2 protein-coding genes are annotated in these 18,065 nt (G+C 75.4%); both read left to right on the forward strand.

Annotation, left to right across the window (positions count from 1 at the left end; translation table 11 throughout):
- Positions 1–7 precede the first annotated feature (7 nt).
- Positions 8–7,960 (forward strand): type I polyketide synthase, encoded by a 7,953-nt coding sequence (locus PJ985_RS16330; RefSeq protein WP_271684515.1) that lies wholly within the window; start codon positions 8–10, stop codon positions 7,958–7,960.
- 38 nt (positions 7,961–7,998) lie between these two features.
- Positions 7,999–18,006 carry a type I polyketide synthase gene (locus tag PJ985_RS16335; RefSeq protein ID WP_271684516.1) on the forward strand — a complete coding sequence of 3,336 codons (10,008 nt, stop codon included), beginning with the start codon at positions 7,999–8,001 and terminating at the stop codon, positions 18,004–18,006.
- Positions 18,007–18,065: the final 59 nt, after the last annotated feature.

Consider the following 18,065-nt stretch of genomic DNA (forward strand, 5'->3'; position numbering starts at 1 on the left):
CAGTGCGTTGGCCGCAGAGTCCGCGGACGACATCCTGGCGGTCCCCGCTCAGCGGGCGGGCCGCCCCGGTGCCGCGACCGCCGTAGCGGCCGTCGCCGCCCTGCACGCCAGTGGCGCGCGGGGCGACCGAGCCGCGTACTTCGCGGGCAGGGGCGCCCGCCGGGTCGACCTGCCCACGTACGCCTTCCAGCACGCGCGGTTCTGGCTCACGCCCCCCACGACCACTCCGGCGGGTCTGGCGGGCGTGGGTCTGACCACCGTCGGGCACCCGCTGCTCGGCGCGGCCGTCGAACTGCCCGGCGCGGACGGAATCGTGTTCACCGGCAGCCTGTCGCTGGGCACCCATCCTTGGCTGGCCGACCACACCATCCTCGGTCCGGTGCTGCTGCCGGGCACCGCGTTCCTCGACCTCGCCCTCGCGGCCGGCGAACACGTCGGCTGCCCACGGGTGGACGACCTCGGTCTTGAGGCCCCGCTGCCGCTGCCCGCGCAGGGGGCGGTGCGTCTGCAGGTCCGGGTCGACGCGGTGGAGGCCGACGGCCGCCGCCAGGTCGGCGTCTACTCGCGGCCCGAAGACGACGAGCACGCCTGGACCCGCCACGCGGCGGGCGTCCTCGCGCCCGACACGGGACCGGCCCCGGAGGCCCTGACCGAGTGGCCGCCCGCGGGCGCCGAACCGGTCCCGGTCGGTGGCCTGTATGAAGACCTGGCTGCCGCGGGCTTCGGCTACGGCCCGCTCTTCCGCGGCCTGCGCGCCGTCTGGGTGCGTGACGGCGCCGTGTACGCCGACGTCGCGCTGCCCGACGACGCCGAATCCGTCGACGACTACGGCGTACACCCCGCGCTGCTCGACGCCGCCCTGCACGCCCTGGGCTTCGGCGGCCTGGTCGCGGAGTGGGGGCGCGGGCAGATGCCATTCGCCTGGACCGGCGCGCGGGTGCACGCCGTCGGCGCTCGGGTCCTGCGCGTGCGGCTCACCGCCGAGGGCGGCGGCATCGCGCTGACCGCCGCCGACCCCACCGGGCAGCCGGTGGTCATGATCGAGGGCGTCCGCCTGCGACCCGTGGCCGACGCGCCCGCCGCCCGTCCGGCCGTGCAGCCGCACCGGGTCGAATGGACTCCTGTCGGAGCCGAGCCCATCGACGTGGGTGACGTCACCGAACTGCCCGTCGTCCCCGGCGGAACAGCCGGTGGAGACGTGGTGGCCGCGACGCACGCCGCCGTCATCGACGCCCTGGCCCGGATACGGGCGTGGCTCGCCGCCGATCGTGCCGGGCGCCTGGTCTTCGTCACGCGCGGCGCTGTCGCGGCGGGTGCCGACGAGGCCCCCGACCCGGTGGCCGGCGCTGTGTGGGGCCTGGTGCGGTCGGCACAGTCCGAGCACCCCGACCGGTTCGTGCTCGTGGACCTGGCCCCGGACGGCGATGGTGCCGGGGCGACCGCAGCGGTCCGGACGGGCGAGCCACAGACCGCCGTACGCGGGTCGGCAGTGCTGGCGCCCCGACTTGCCCGCGCGCTGCCCGTACTCACCCCCGCAGCGTCCTTCGACCAGGACGGCACCGTGCTCGTCACGGGCGGCACGGGCACCCTCGGCGCCGTCGTCGCCCGCCACCTCGCCGTCGAGCACGGCGTGCGGCACCTGGTTCTGACGGGCCGCAGGGGCCCGGACGCCCCGGGCGCGGCCGACCTCGTGGCCGAGCTGGCCGCGCTCGGCACCAGCGCCCGGGTGGTGGCCTGTGACGCCGCCGACCGGGACGCACTGGCCGCCCTGCTGGCGGGCATCGAGCCGCCGCTGACCGGTGTGGTGCACGCGGCGGGGGTGCTGGACGACGCTACCGTGGAGACGCTGACTCCTGAGCGGGTGGATGCGGTGCTGCGGCCCAAGGTCGACGCCGCGTGGCACCTGCACGAGCTGACCGCGGGCCTCGACCTGCGCGCCTTCGTGCTGTTCTCCTCGGCCGCCGGTGTCCTTGGTGCCCCTGGCCAGGGCAACTACGCTGCCGCCAACGCCTTCCTCGACACCCTCGCCGCACATCGCCGCGCACAGGGCTTGCCCGGCACCGCCCTGGCATACGGACTGTGGGCCGCTCGCGGCGGCATGACCGCGGGCCTGGGCGACGCAGATGTGCGCAGGGTCGGCCGCTCCGGTATGCGACCGCTCGGTGCCGGGGACGGTACGGCCCTGTTCGACGAGGCCGTGCGCGGCGGCGACGCCCTGGCCGTGGCCGCGCTCTGGGACCTGCCCGCGCTGCGGGCGGCCGCCGACTCGCTCCCGCCGATGCTGCGCGGCCTCGTCGGGCAGCCCGCCCGCAGGGCCGCGAGCGCCGGAACCGACGCCTGGACCGACCGGTTCGCGGGCCTGCCCGCGGCCGAGCGGGAGCGCGCTGCGGTCGATCTCGTACGCGAGCACGTGGCGGCGGTGCTGGGCCACGCGTCCGCAGCGGCCGTGGCCACCAACCGGGCGTTCCTCGACCTCGGGTTCGACTCGCTGACCGCGGTGGAGCTGCGCAACCGGCTCGGCGCCGCACTCGGCCTGCGGCTCGGCACCACCGCGGTGTTCGACTACCCGACCCCGGCCGCCCTGGCGGCGCACCTGCTGGAGCGGGTACTCGGCGCGGCGCCGCCCGTCGAGCGGGCCCCGGCACCGGTGGCTCCGGTGGACGAGCCGATCGCGATCGTCGGCATGGCGTGCCGCTACCCCGGTGGCATCGCATCCCCTGACGAGCTGTGGGCCATGGTCGCCGCGGGTGGCGACGCAGTATCCGGATTCCCGGCCGACCGCGGCTGGGACCTCGCAACACTGTTCGCCGACGACCCCGACCGGCCGGGCAGCAGCCACACCCGCGAGGGTGGCTTCCTGTACGACGCGGGCGAGTTCGACGCGGGCTTCTTCGGTATCTCGCCGCGCGAGGCGCTGGCGATGGATCCGCAGCAGCGGCTGCTCCTGGAGACGTCATGGGAGGCCGTGGAGCGGGCGGGCATCGACCCGGCGTCGCTGCGCGGCAGCCGTACGGGCGTGTACGCGGGAGTGATGTACCACGACTACGTGGCCGGGATCGGCACGCTGCCCGAGGGCGTCGAGGGCTACCTCGGCACCGGCAACTCGGGCAGCATCGCCTCCGGCCGCGTCGCCTACACGCTGGGCCTGGAGGGCCCTGCGGTCACGGTCGACACGGCGTGCTCCTCCTCGCTGGTCGCGCTGCACTGGGCCATCCAGTCGCTGCGCTCGGGCGAGAGCGACCTCGCGCTCGCGGGCGGGGTCACGGTGATGGCGACCCCCGGCGTGTTCGTCGACTTCTCCCGGCAGCGCGGCCTCGCCGCCGACGGCCGCTGCAAGTCCTACTCCACCGATGCCGACGGCACCGGCTGGGCCGAGGGCGCGGGCATGCTGCTGGTGGAGCGGCTCTCCGACGCGCGGCGGCTGGGGCACCCGGTGCTGGCTGTCGTACGCGGCTCCGCGGTGAATCAGGACGGTGCGTCGAACGGCTTGACGGCGCCGAACGGTCCTTCGCAACAGCGGGTCATCCGCAGCGCGCTGGCCGAGGCGGGCCTGCATCCTTCCGAGGTGGACGCCGTCGAGGGGCACGGCACCGGGACGTCGTTGGGCGACCCGATCGAGGCCGAGGCGTTGCTTGCTACGTACGGCCAGGAGCGGGACAGGTCGCTGTGGCTGGGGTCCGTGAAGTCCAACCTCGGGCACACTCAGGCCGCCGCGGGTGTGGCAGGCGTGATCAAGATGGTCCAGGCGATGCGGCACGGCGTGCTGCCCAAGACCCTGCACGTGGACGAGCCGTCGTCGCACGTGGACTGGTCGGCCGGCTCGGTGGAGCTGCTGACCGAGGCCAGGGAGTGGCCTGCGGGTGAGAGTCCGCGCCGCGCGGCCGTCTCGTCGTTCGGCCTCAGCGGCACCAACGCCCACGTGGTGCTGGAGCAGGGCGAGCCGCAGACGCGGCCTGCTGAGGGACTTGTCGAAGGGCCCGCCGAGCGGCCCGCCGTCGTGGTCCCGGTGCCGCTGTCGGCGCGCACGGAAACGGGGCTGCGCCTGCAGGCCGACCGCCTCGCCGCCGCGCTCACCGCTGATCCGGCGCTCACCCCGCTCGACGTTGCGTACTCCGCCGCCACCGGCAGAGCGCGCTTCGAACGCGGGGCCACGGTCGTGGCAGGCACCCGCGCCGAGCTGCTGGCAGGCCTGGCCGCGCTGGGCCCTGCCACCGAGCAGGGCACCGGCCGAACAGCGTTCCTGCTGACCGGCCAGGGCGCCCAGCGCGCGGGCACGGGCGAGGAACTGGCGGCTGCGTATCCGGTGTTCGCCGACGCGTACGCCGAGGTGTGCGCAGAGTTCGACGCCCAGCTCGACCGGCCTCTGCGGGAGGTCGTCGTCTCGGACGAAGGGCTGGACGACACCGCGTACGCACAGCCCGCGCTGTTCGCGCTGGAGGTCGCCCTCGCGCGACTGCTCGAGACCTGGGGCGTGGTCCCGGACTTCTTGCTCGGCCACTCGGTCGGCGAGCTGGCCGCCGCGCACCTGGCGGGCGTCTGGTCTCTCCGCGACGCGGTGACCGTCGTCGCCGCGCGCGGCCGCCTGATGGCCGCGCTGCCTGCGGGCGGTGCGATGGCCGCGATCGAGGCACCCGAGGACGAGGTCGCCGCCGAGCAGGTGACCGGGGCGGTGGTCGCCGCGGTCAACGGTCCGACGTCGGTCGTCGTCTCCGGTGATGAGGACGCCGTGCTGGCCACGGCCGCGCTGTGGACCGAACGGGGCCGCAGAACGCGGCGACTGCGGGTGAGCCACGCGTTCCACTCGCCCCTGATGGAGCCGATGCTGGCGGAGTTCGAGCGGGTCCTCGCGACCGTCGGGTTCCAGCAGCCGCGCGTCCCCGTGGTGTCCACGGTGACCGGTGCGGTCGCCGGAGACGAGTTCCTCACCCCCGCGTACTGGGTGCGGCACGTGCGCGACGCGGTGCGTTTCGGTGACGGCGTGCGCGCCCTCGACGCGGCGGGCGTGGACACCGTGGTGGAGCTCGGCCCCGACGGGGTGCTCACCGCAATGGCGGCCCAGGTGCTGCCCGATACGGCCGTGGCCGTACCCGTGCTGCGCGCCGGACGGCCGGAGGTTCCCGCCGTGCTCACCGCGCTGGGTGCCCTGCACCACCGGGGCACCGAGGTGGACTGGGCGGCGTTCTTCGCGGGCGCCGACGCCCGGCGCGTCGAGCTGCCCACGACCGCGTTCCAGCACACGCGCTACTGGCTGCAGTCCGCGCCGCGGCTTGGCGACCTCTCCGCCGCCGGGCTCGCCGTCGCCGGCCACCCGATGCTGGGGGCCGTCGTGGAGTCGCCCGACGGTGTGACGCTCACCGGCCGCTTCGGCACCGCGACCCACCCATGGCTGGCCGACCACACCGTGCTGGGCAGCGTCCTGCTGCCCGGTACCGCCTTCGTCGAGCTGGTTGTCGCGGCGGGCGAGCGCGTGGACCTGCCGAGGGTTCGGGAGCTGACGCTGGACGCACCGCTGGTGCTGCCGTCGGAGGGCTCGGTGTTCGTGCAGGTCCAGGTGGGCGCGCTCGCCGACGGCGAGCGGCCGGTCACGGTCTCCGGTCGCGCCGACGGCGCGGGCGAGTGGACCAGGCACGCGACCGGCGTGCTCGCCGCGAGCGCTCCGACGCCCGACACGGGCTCGCAGGTATGGCCCCCGGAAGGCGCCGAGCCGGTGCCGACCGAGGGTCGGTACGACGACCTGGCCGCTGCCGGGTTCGGCTACGGACCGGTGTTCCGCGGCCTGCGCGCCCTCTGGCGGCGCGGCACGGGCGAATCGACCGAGGTGTTCGCCGAGGTCATGCTGCCGTCCGTGGCCGAGCCGGCCGGCTTCGGCGTACACCCGGCGCTGCTGGACGCGGCACTGCACGCGGTCGGCGCCAGTGAACTGCGCGCGCCTGGGGTGCCGTTCGGATGGACTGACGTCACCGTGCACGCCACAGGTGCCCGCTCGGTGCGGGTACGGCTCGCGCCGGTCGGCGCGGAGGAGGTGTCCCTGCACGCGTGGGACGACGACGGCATCCCGGTGGCCACCGTCGAGGCGTTGCGTCTGCGGCCGCTCGGCCCGGACGACCTGCGCACCGCGCCCACCGCGGCCGACGCGCTGTTCGACCTCGACTGGGTACCCGCCACCGCCACCGCCGCCACCACCACGGGCCGCTGGGCGGTGCTCGGCCGGGAGGAACACGCTCTGGTCGACGCGCTGCGCCCGCTGACCGATGTCGAGGAGCTTCCGGACCTGGACGCCGTGGCCGAGGGCGTGGCCGCGGTGATCGCGCCGCTGCCCGCGATGAGCGCCGCGGAAGTGCCATCGGCCGTACGCGGCGTACTGCGCGAGACGCTGAAGTTGGTGCAGTCGTGGGTGACGGGCGACCGCTCGGCGGACGCGCGCCTGATCGTGCTCACCCGAGGCGCGGTCGCCCTCGACGGTGAACGACCCGACCTGGCAGGGGCCGCCGCCTGGGGCTTGCTGCGCGCGGCGCAGTCCGAGAACCCGGGCCGGATCGTGCTGGTCGACACCGACGGCGCCCCGGCGTCGCTCGCGGTGCTGCCCGCCGCCCTGGCGACGGGCGAGCCCCAGCTCGTCGTCCGCGCCGGTGGCGTACGGGTGGCCCGGCTGGTCCGGTCCGCCACCGCCGAGCCGGCCGCGCCGCTGGGCGCGCGCGGCACGGTGCTGGTGACCGGCGCGACCGGTGCCCTGGGCGCGATGGTGGCCCGCCATCTCGTGGCCGAACACGGCGTGCGCAGGCTGCTGCTGGTCAGCCGTTCCGGGCAGCACCCGGCGCTGGCCCGGGAGCTGGCCGAGGCGGGTGCGGTCGCAGAGTTCGCGGCCTGCGACGTCGGCGACCGGGCGGCCCTGGCCGCCCTGCTGGCGGGCGTCGAGCCCGCGCACCCCGTGACAGCCGTGGTGCACGCCGCAGGCGTGCTCGACGACGGCGTGGTGGAGTCGCTCACCCCGGACCGACTGGACGCGGTGCTGCGGCCCAAGGCCGATGCCGCGTGGCACCTGCACGAGCTGACCCGTGACCTGGACGCGTTCGTGCTGTTCTCGTCCGCCGCGGGTCTGCTGGGCGGGCCGGGACAGGGCAACTACGCTGCCGCCAACGCCTTCCTCGACGCCCTCGCGGCGTTCAGGCGGGCCGAGGGCCTGCCCGCATTGTCGATCGCGTGGGGCCCGTGGGCCGAGGGCATGGCCGGGCAGAGCGACACGCGCCGGGCGAGCCGCGCGGGCCTGCTGCCGCTCGACGCCGCGCAGGGCCTGGCCCTGTTCGACGCCGCGCGGAGCGGGGCGCCGGCCATGCTTGCCGCACGCCTCGACCTGCCGGGCCTGCGGTCCCGGGCGGCGGAACTGCCGCCGGTGCTGCGGTCCCTGGTCCCCGCGCCCGCGCGGCCGGTGACGGACGGAGTCGAGCCGCTGGCCCGGACGCTCGCTGAGCTGCCCGCCGTCGAGCGGGAGCGGGCGGCACTCGATGTTGTGCTGCTGCACACCGCCGATGTGCTCGGCCACGCCGCGCCCGACGGCGTCGACCCGGGCCGCGGCTTTCAGCAGCTTGGCTTCGACTCGCTGATGTCGGTCGAGCTGCGCAACCGTCTCAGCGCGGCAGTCGGACTGAGGCTGCCGGCCACGACGATCTTCGATCACCCGACGCCCACCGCGCTCGCGGCGCACCTGTTGGCCGGACTGGCCCCCGGCCGTGCCACCGCGGTGTCGCTGCGCGCCAGCACGCTCGCCGAACTGGAGAGCGCATCGGCCGAAGTGGCCGCCGACCCGGAGCTGCGCGACAGCCTGCGGTCCCGACTGCGCGCGCTGCTGCGGACGCTGGACGACGGGCAGGGCGACGACGCACAGGGCGAAGGCGAGTTGGGCGAGGCGAGCCTCGCCGAGCTGCTCGACCTCGCCGACCAGGAGCTGGGGGACTTTTCATGACCGACAAAGACCGAACCGTGGTAACAGGAGCAGAAGCGTTGCACAACGAACAGACCGGTGACCAGAAGGTCCTGGGGACGCTGAAGCGGCTCACCACAGACCTCCGCCGTACGAAGCAGCGCCTGCGCGAGGCCGAGGACCGTGGGCACGAGCCCATCGCGATCGTCGGCATGGCGTGCCGCTACCCCGGTGGAGCGGCCTCCCCCGACGACCTGTGGCAGCTGGTGGCCGATGGCGGTGACGCGGTGTCGGGCTTCCCGGCCGACCGCGGCTGGGATCTCGGCGCGCTGTTCGCCGACGACCCCGACCGGCCCGGCACCTCGCACGCCCGAGAGGGCGGCTTCCTGTACGACGCGGGCGAGTTCGACGCGGGCTTCTTCGGTATCTCGCCGCGCGAGGCGCTGGCGATGGATCCGCAGCAGCGGCTGCTCCTGGAGACGTCATGGGAGGCCGTGGAGCGGGCGGGCATCGACCCGGCGTCGCTGCGCGGCAGCCGTACCGGCGTGTACGCGGGAGTGATGTACCACGACTACGGCAGCGGCGCGGGCACGTTGCCCGAGGGAGTCGAGGGCTACCTGGGCCTCGGCACCGCGGGCAGCATCGCCTCCGGTCGTGTCGCGTATGTGCTGGGCCTGGAAGGTCCGGCCGTCACCCTGGACACGGCGTGCTCGTCGTCCCTGGTGGCGTTGCACTCCGCCGTGCAGGCGCTGCGCGCGGGGGAGTGCACGATGGCGTTGGCGGGCGGTGCGACCGTACTGTCCACCCCGGCCGTGTTCGTCGACTTCTCCCGGCAGCGCGGTCTCGCCGCCGACGGCCGCTGCAAGTCCTACTCGGCCGAGGCCGACGGCGTGGGCTGGTCGGAGGGCGCGGGCATGCTGCTGGTCGAGCGGCTGGCCGACGCCGAGCGTCTCGGACACCCCGTGCTGGCGGTGCTCCGCGGCTCCGCGGTGAACCAGGACGGCGCCAGCAGCGGCCTCACAACCCCCAACGGGCCCGCACAGCAGCGGGTCATCCGGCAGGCGCTGGCCGACGCCCGGCTCGACCCGGTCGACGTGGACTTCGTCGAGGGCCACGGCACCGGTACGGCGCTGGGCGATCCGATCGAGGCGCAGGCACTGCTTGCCACCTACGGCCAGGAGCGCGCCGAGCCACTGTGGCTCGGGTCGGTGAAGTCGAACATCGGCCACACCCAGGCCGCCGCGGGTGTCGCAGGGATCATCAAGGCCGTCATGGCCCTACGGCACGGGGTGCTGCCCGGCACCGCGCACCTGTCCGAACTGTCCCCGCAGGTCGACTGGGCCTCCGGCGCGGTCGAGCCGTTGCGCGAGGCCCGCGCGTGGCCCGAGGTCGGCAGGCCTCGCCGGGCGGCGGTGTCGTCGTTCGGCATCAGCGGCACCAACGCCCACATCGTGCTGGAACAGGCGCCCGACGCACCTGCTGCGCCCCCCACGTCCGCTGTGGCCGCTCCGCTCGCCGCGGCCTCCCCGGCCGAGGACCGGTCCGCGCCCGTCGCGGTCCCGGTCCTGCTGTCGGCCGCGACCGACCCCGCGCTGCGCGCCCAGGCCCGACGCCTGGGCGCACACCTCGCTGATCACCCCGGCCTTGCCCCGGTGGACGTGGCGTTCAGCGCCGCCACCGGCCGCACTGCCCTGCCCAGCCGCGCGGTCGTCGTAGCCGACGACCGCGACGGGCTGCTCGACGGTCTCACCGCGCTCGCCGAGCAGCGGCCAAGTCCGGCCGTCGTCACCGGCACCGCCGGAGCGGTCCGGCGGATCGCGTTGGTCTTCCCCGGCCAGGGTGCCCAGTGGGCGGGCATGGCTGTGCCCTTGATCGACTCGTCGCCCGCGTTCGCGGCCCAGTGGGCCGCGTGCGGCCGTGCGCTCGCGCCGTGGACGGACTGGTCGCTGGACGAGGCGGTCCGCTCGCCGCAGGCGCTGGAGCGCGTCGACGTCGTACAGCCCGTGCTCTGGGCCGTGATGGTGAGCCTCGCCGAGCTGTGGCGTGCCGCGGGCGTACGGCCCGACGCTGTGCTGGGCCACTCGCAGGGCGAGATCGCCGCCGCCTGCGTCGCGGGCGCGCTCTCCATCGAGGACGGCGCGAAGGTCGTCGCGCTGCGGGCGAAGGCCCTGCTGGCACTCGCGGGCCGTGGCGGGATGCTCTCCGTGCCGCTGCCCGAGACCGAGGTGCGGGCCCGGCTCGCCCAGTGGCCCGGCCTCGGCGTCGCGGGGGTCAACGGCCCCTCGACGGTGGTCGTCTCAGGGGCGGTGGCCGCCCTCGACGCGGCCCAGGCCAAGTGGGAGGCCGAGGGCGTACGGGTGCGCCGCATACCCGTCGACTACGCGTCGCACTCGCCGCAGGTGGAAGAGATCTGCGACCGGCTCGCGGCCGACCTGGCGGGAATCACCCCGCGCCGGACCGAGGTCGCCTTCCTCTCCACCCTCACCGGCGATCTGCTCGACACCACCGGGCTCGACGCCGGCTACTGGTACCGCAACCTGCGCGAGCCGGTCCGCTTCGAGGAGGCCACCCGACGGGCCATCCAGGACGGCTACCGCGTATTCATCGAGGCCAGTCCGAGCCCGGTGCTCACCGTCGGCGTGCAGCAGACGGCCGAAGCCCTCGAAGTGCCCGTGGCCTCGGTGGCCACGCTCCGCCGCGACCAGGGGGACCTGCGCCAGTTCCGCACCGCGCTGGCCGAGGCCGCAGTACTGGGCACGCCCGTGGACTGGGCGGCCGAGCTGGCCCCCCACGCTCCGCGCCGGGTCGACCTGCCCACGTACGCCTTCCAGCGCGAGCGGTTCTGGCTCACGCCGCAGCGCCGGGCAGCCGTGGCAGCGGTGGCGGGTGCCGACCCGTGGGAAGCCGGGTTCTGGGATGTCGTGGACCGCGCCGACGTCGACGCGCTGTCCCACGCGCTCGGCGTCCGAAAGGACGACGCGCTCAGTGCCGTCGTGCCCGCACTGTCCCAGTGGCACCGGGCCCGGCACGAACGGTCCACCGTGGACACCTGGCGGTACGCGGTGGAGTGGGAGCGCAGGGCCGTCCCCGACGACGCGCGCCTCACCGGCCCCTGGCTCCTCGTCGTGCCCGAGGGGCACACGGGCCCGTTGCCCGCCGATTGCGCCCGCATGCTCGCCGCCCGGGGCGCCGAAGTCACGACGCTCACGTTCGCCGACGGCGACACCGGCCGCGACGCGCTCGCCACCCGCCTCGCCGACGTCCGCCCCGCGGGCGTGCTGTCCCTGCTCGCCCTGCACGACGACCCGCACCCCGATCACCCCGCCCTGCCGGTGGGCCTGGCCCTGACGGTCGCACTCGTGCAGGCCCTCGGCGACGCGGACGTGAGCGCCCCGCTCTGGTGCGCCACCTCCGGCGCGGTCGCCGTCAGCCCGGCCGAGCGCGTCACCGCGCCCGCGCAGGCACAGACCTGGGGCCTGGGCCGCGTCGTCGCGCTGGAACACCCCGACCGCTGGGGCGGCCTGATCGACCTGCCCGCCGAGCTGGACGACCGCGCCGCAGGGCGGCTCGCCGCCGTACTCGCGGGCGACAGCGACGAGGATCAGATGGCGCTGCGCGTCACCGGTCTCTCCGTGCGCCGCCTTGTACGCGCGCCGCTCGGCGCCGCGCCCGCCCCCAAGCAGTGGCAGACCACCGGCACCGTGCTGCTCACCGGCGGCACCGGCGCGCTCGGCCCGCACCTGGTCCGCTGGCTCGCCACCCAGGGCGCCGAGCGCATCGTGCTGCCCAGCAGGCGCGGCGCTGCGGCCCCCGTCGTGGCGGAGCTGACCGCCGAGCTGGCTGGGTCCGGCACGGCCCTGGACTTCCCGGCGTGCGACGTCGCCGATCGCGGCCAACTCACCGCGCTGGTCACCGGCCTGGCCCAGGCAGGCACTCCGGTACGCACCGTCCTGCACGCCGCAACCGCGCTGGAGCTGCGGCCGCTGGCCCACACCCCGGTGGGCGAGTTCGCCGACGAGATGGCCGCCAAGGTGCTCGGTGCCCGCCACCTCGACGAGATCTTCGCCGACGACGACCTCGACGCGTTCGTGCTGTTCTCGTCCATCGCGGGCGTGTGGGGCAGCGGTGAACACGCCCCCTACGCTGCCGCGAACGCCTACCTCGACGCGCTCGCCGAGGACCGCCGCGCCCGCGGCCTGACCGCTACGTCGGTCGCCTGGGGCATCTGGGCCGCCGTCAACGACTGGGACGGAATACGCGAGGGCGTCGACCCGGAGCGTGTACGCAGGCAGGGCCTGCCGTTCCTGGACCCCGACCTGGCCATCGCGGGCCTGGGACAGGTGCTCGACCACGACGAGACCGCTGTCGCGCTCGCCGATGTGGACTGGAACCGGTTCGTGCCGGTGTTCTGCTCGGCACGGCGCAGCCCGCTGCTGGAGGGCGTACCGGAAGCCGCCGCTGTGCTGCGCGCCGCCGCCGTCGACACGGGGACGGCCTCCGCGCTGCGCGAGCGGCTGACCGCGCTGCCCGAGGCCGAGCGCAAGCGGGCCGCGACCGAGCTGGTCCGTGAGCACGCGGCCGCTGTCCTCGGCCACGCATCGCCCACGGCGCTGCCCGCCGACCGGGCGTTCCGCGACGTCGGGTTCGACTCCATCACCGCCGTCGAGCTGCGCAGCCGGCTTGGCGCGGCCACCGGTCTGACCCTGCCCGCGACCTTGGTCTTCGACCATCCGTCGCCCGCGGTGCTGGCCGAGCACCTGCTCGCCGAGGCGTTCGGAGCCGCGGCGGCGCCCGAGCTCCCCGCCGCCACCCGGGCCGACGACGACCCGATCGCCATCGTCGGCCTGAGCTGCCGGTACCCGGGCGGCATCGCGTCGCCCGACGAACTGTGGCGGCTGGTGGTGGCGGGCGAGGACTCGGTCGGCGAGCTGCCCACCGACCGAGGCTGGGACCTCGACGCGCTCTACGACTCCGACCCGGACGCCCGGGGCCGCAGCTATGTGCGCCACGGCGGTTTCCTCCCCGGCCTGGCGGACTTCGACGCCTCGTTCTTCGGGATCTCCCCGCTGGAGGCCCGCGCCACCGACCCGCAGCAGCGCCTGTTGCTGGAGGCGGCGTGGGAGGCGTTCGAGCACGCGGGCATCGACCCGGCCGGCCTGCGCGGCAGCCGTACGGGCGTCTTCGCGGGCGCCAACGTCGGCGACTACGCATCCAGCCGCAGCCTCGGCGCCGGCGGTTCCGACGGGCAGATGCTCACCGGCAATGTGCCGAGCGTGGTGTCCGGCAGGATCTCCTACACTCTCGGCCTGGAGGGCCCGGCCGTCACGGTGGACACCGCTTGTTCGTCGTCGCTGGTCGCACTCCACCTGGCCTGCCAGTCCCTGCGCCGGGGCGAGAGCGACCTTGCGCTGGCGGGCGGCGTCGCGCTGATGTCCAGCCCGGCCGCGCTGATCGGCTTTTCCGCGCAACGCGGCCTGTCCAGCGACGGCCGCTGCAAGGCGTTCGCCGACGCGGCGGACGGCACGGGTCTTGCCGAGGGTGTCGGCCTGTTGCTGGTCGAGCGGCTCTCCCGGGCCCGTGCCCAGGGCCACCGCGTTCTTGCACTGGTACGCGGCTCCGCCATCAACCAGGACGGCGCGTCCAACGGGCTGACCGCACCCAGCGGCCCGGCCCAGCAGCGCGTGATCACCGCCGCGCTGGGCGATGCCGGCCTGCGTCCTTCCGACGTGGACGCCGTGGAGGCGCACGGCACCGGCACCCGGCTGGGTGACCCGATCGAGGCTCAGGCGCTGCTGGCCACGTACGGCCGCGACCGGACCGAGCCGCTCTGGCTCGGCTCGGTGAAGTCCAACATCGGCCACACCCAGGCCGCATCGGGCGCGGCCGGTGTGATCAAGATGGTGCAGGCGATCCGGCACGGTCTGCTGCCCAGGACGCTGCATGTGGAAACGCCTTCCCTGCAGGTCGACTGGACGGCAGGCGCCGTCTCGCTGCTTACCGAGCCACTGGAGTGGCCCGAGGTGGACCGGCCGCGCCGCGCGGGCATTTCGTCGTTCGGCCTGTCCGGTACGAACGCCCACGTGATCATCGAGCAGGCACCCGCCGAGGAGGCATCCGAGCTCGGTGCCGAGCAGACACCGGTCGTGGCATGGCCTGTCCACGGCCGCACCCAGCCCGCCCTGCGCGCCCAGGCAGCGCGGCTGCGCGACCACGTCATGGCGGTTCCCGACGCCCGCCCGGCGGACATCGGCTGGTCGCTGGCCGCCGGCCGCGCCGCGTTCGACCACCGGGCCGTCGTGGTCGGCGCCGACCGGGCCGAGCTGCTGCGCGGCCTCGAAGCCGTCGCCGGTGCCACCGCTGACCCCGCGGTGGCGCAGGGCATCGCTGAGGGTGCCGACCGGGTCGCGTTCGTCTTCCCCGGCCACGGTGCCCAGTGGCCCGGCATGGCCAAGGAGCTGCTCGAGGACTTCCCGGTGTTCCGGGAGAGCGTGCTCGAATGCGCCGACGCGTTCGCCGAGTTCATCGACTGGTCACTGCTCGACGTGCTCCGCGACGTCGAGGGTGCGCCGCCGCTGCACCGGGTGGACGTGGTGCAGCCCGCGCTGTTCACGATGATGGTGTCGCTGGCCGCGCTGTGGCGTTCGCACGGCGTGCACCCGTCAGCGGTGGTCGGGCACAGCCAGGGCGAGGTCGCCGCCGCGTATGTGGCGGGAGCCCTGGACCTGCGCGACGCGGCCAGGATCGTCGCCACCCGCGGCAAGGCGTGGCTGACGCTGGCGGGCACGGGCGGCATGGCGTCCGTGGCGCTGCCCAAGGCCGAGGCGGCCCAACGGCTGGAGCCGTGGGGGCACCGCCTTGACATCGCGGCGGTCAACGACCCCCGCTCGGTGACCGTCGCGGGCGACCTCGGCGCGCTGGAGGAACTGCTCACCGGCCTGGAGGAAGAGGGCGTACGGGTACGCAGGGTCCGCCAGATCGTCGGCGCGGGCCACACCGCGCACGTGGACGTGCTGCGGGACCACCTCGTCGAGGCACTGGCGCCGACCGCGCCCCGCTCGTCGGCGATCCCGTTCTACTCCACGGTGACCGGCGGCCTGCTCGACACCGCGGGTCTCGACACGCACTACTGGTACGGGAACGCGCGCGGAACCGTGGAGTTCGAGCAGGCCGTGCGCGCCATGGCCGCGCAGGGCCACGGGCCGTTTCTGGAGGTCAGCGGGCACCCGATGTTCACCGTGGCCATCCAGCAGACGCTGGAGGACGCGGGTAGCGGGGCCGCCGTGCTCGGCACGCTGCGCCGGGACGAGGGCGGCCGTGACCAGTTCCTGCGCGCCGCCGCCGAGGCGCACGCGGCGGGCGCCACCCTCGACTGGCGGCCCGCGTTCGCGGGCACCGGTGCGCGCACGATCGAGCTGCCGACGTACGCGTTCCAGCGCGCCCGGCACTGGCTGGAGACCTCGGTGGGCGCCGGCGACGTGACGGCGGCGGGCCTGGCCTCGGCCGAGCACCCGCTGCTCGGTGCCGAGGTCGACCTGGCGGGCGGTGGGCTCGTCCTCACCGGCAGGCTCGCCGCCGCCGCGCAGCCGTGGCTGGCCGGTGACGTGCCCGGGGCGGTGCTGGTCGACCTCGTCCTGGCCGCCGCCGACCGGGTGGGCTGCGCGGGCATCGGCGAGCTGACCGCTCACGCGCCGCTGACGCTGGTGGAGGGCGGCGTCAGCGTGCAGGTGCGGGTCGGGGTGCCCGACGGCGACGGCACCCGATCGGTCTGCGTGCACGCACGGGCCGAAGACGTGTGGGTGCGCCACGCCGAAGGCACGCTCGTGGCCCACGCGGCGCCCGGCGCCGCTCTGGCCCAGTGGCCGCCCACGAGCGCTGAACCCGTCGACGACCTCTACGACGACCTCGAAGCCGCCGGGTCGGCTCCCGCCCCGGCGTGGCGAGCCGTACGGGCCGCGTGGCGGCGCGGCGACGACGTCTTCGCCGAGGTGGCGCTCGACGCCGACGCCGCCGAGCGGGCCGACGGGTACGCGCTGCACCCCGTGCTGCTCGACGCCGCCCTGCACGCCGTCCTCGACGGTGCCCGGGTGCCCGCCGCATGGTCGGGCGTGCGGCTGCACGCGACCGGCGCGCGGGCCGTGCGGGTGCGCGCCGAGCGGACCGGCCCGGACACCGTGGCGCTCACCCTGGCCGACCCCGCGGGCGACCCGGTGCTCACCGTCGACTCGGTGCGGCTCGGCCACGTGACGGACAGCGGGACCGCTGGGCGGATCGGCCGTGACGCGCTGTTCCGCATGGACTGGGTTCCGGTGACAGAGCCTGCTTCTGAGGTCGCGCCCGGCCGGTGGGCGGTGCTGGGGGCCGATCCGCTGGCCGCCGCCCAGGCGCTGCGCGGGCTCGGGCACACCGTGCACTGCGTGGCGGACCCGGCAGCCCTGCGCGAGGTGCCCGACGCCGTGCTGGTCACCGCTGTTGGCGGTCAGGGAGACGTCCCCGCTGAGGCGCACTCCGTCGTGCACACCACCTTGGCGGCCGTCCAGGCGTGGCTGGCCGACGACCGGTTCGCCACGGTCCCGCTCGTCGTGCTCACCCGCGGCGCGGCGGCCGAAGCGGCGGCCGATCTCGCGGGCGCCGCCGCGTGGGGCCTGGTGCGCTCGGCCCAGTCCGAGCACCCCGATAGGTTCGTGCTGGTCGACATCGACGGCGACTCCGAGTCGTGGCGGGTGCTGCCCGGTGCGGTGACCGCAGGGGAACCGCAGCTCGCACTGCGCGCGGGTGCGGCTCTGGCGCCGCGGCTGGCCCGCCTCGCCGAGCCGGACGGGCCCGCACCGTGGGATCCGGCCGGCACCGTCCTGGTCACCGGCGCATCCGGCGACCTAGGCGCGCTGGTGGCGCGCCACCTGGTCGCCGAGCACGGTGTTCGGAACCTGGTGCTGGCCTCCCGGCGAGGCCCGGCCGCACCGGGCGCGGCCGAGCTGAGCGAGGGGCTCCACGCGCTCGGCGCCCGCGTCACGCACGCGGTGTGCGACGTGGCCGACCGCAAGGCGCTGGCGGAACTGCTCGCGGCGATCCCGGACGAGCACCCGCTGACCGCAGTGGTGCACAGCGCCTCGGTCCTCGACGACGGCGTCATCGCCGCGCTCACCCCGGAGCGGGTCGACCCGGTGCTGCGACCGAAGGCCGACGCGGCGTGGCATCTGCACGAGCTGACCCAGCACCTCGACCTGGCCGCGTTCGTGCTGTTCTCCTCGATGGCGGGCACGCTCGGCGGCCTCGGTCAGGGCAACTACGCGGCGGGGAACGCTTTCCTCGACGGGCTGGCCAGGCACCGAAGGTCCCACGGCCTGACAGCGACGTCCGTGGCCTGGGGCTGGTGGGCCGAGCGCGCCGCCAAGAGCGCCCACAAGGTGGCCCAGGACGAGACCGCTGCCATCAACGGCATGGTGCCGCTCACCGAGCAGCGCGGCCTCGCGCTGTTCGACGCGGCGTGCCGGGGCGGCGAGCCCTTCGTCGCGGCGAGCGCGCTGGACCTGCGGGCGTTGCGCGCCGCCGCCGACGAACTGCCCGCGATGCTGCGCGCCCTGTCGCGGGTACCGGCCCGCCGGGCCGCCGCGCAGGCGGAGACCGCGACCGCGCCCACTCTGGCGCGCGATCTCTCGGGCCGGACGCACGCGGAGCGGGAGGCGCTCCTGCTCGACATGGTCCGTGCCGAGGCCGCGCTGGTGCTCAGCCACCCGACCGGCGACGACGTCCAGGTCCATCACCGTTTCCTGGAGCAGGGGTTCGACTCGCTGGCCGCACTGAAGCTGCGCAACCGGCTGGCCGCGGCCACCGGGCTGCGGCTGCCGGCGACGCTGGTGTTCGACCACCCGACCCCGGTCGAGCTGGCCCGGCACCTGCTGGCCGAGCTGGCACCGGCCGAGGGGGAGGCCCCGGCGGAGTTCGCCGATGAGGATGCCGCGACCGCCGTGCTGGTGCTGGAGGAGCTGGGCCAACTGGACGACGCCATCACACGGTTGCCGGCCGAAGGCCCCGAACGGGAGCGGATCGCCCAGCTGTTGGACGGCCTTCTGACCAGGTGGGCGCGCTGATGATCTACGGAGTAATGGCCCTGATACCGTCGCCCGGAGGCGTGCGACGGCTTCTGGGA

Source organism: Streptomyces sp. ACA25 (genome assembly GCF_028200735.1).
GTDB lineage: Bacteria > Actinomycetota > Actinomycetes > Streptomycetales > Streptomycetaceae > Streptomyces.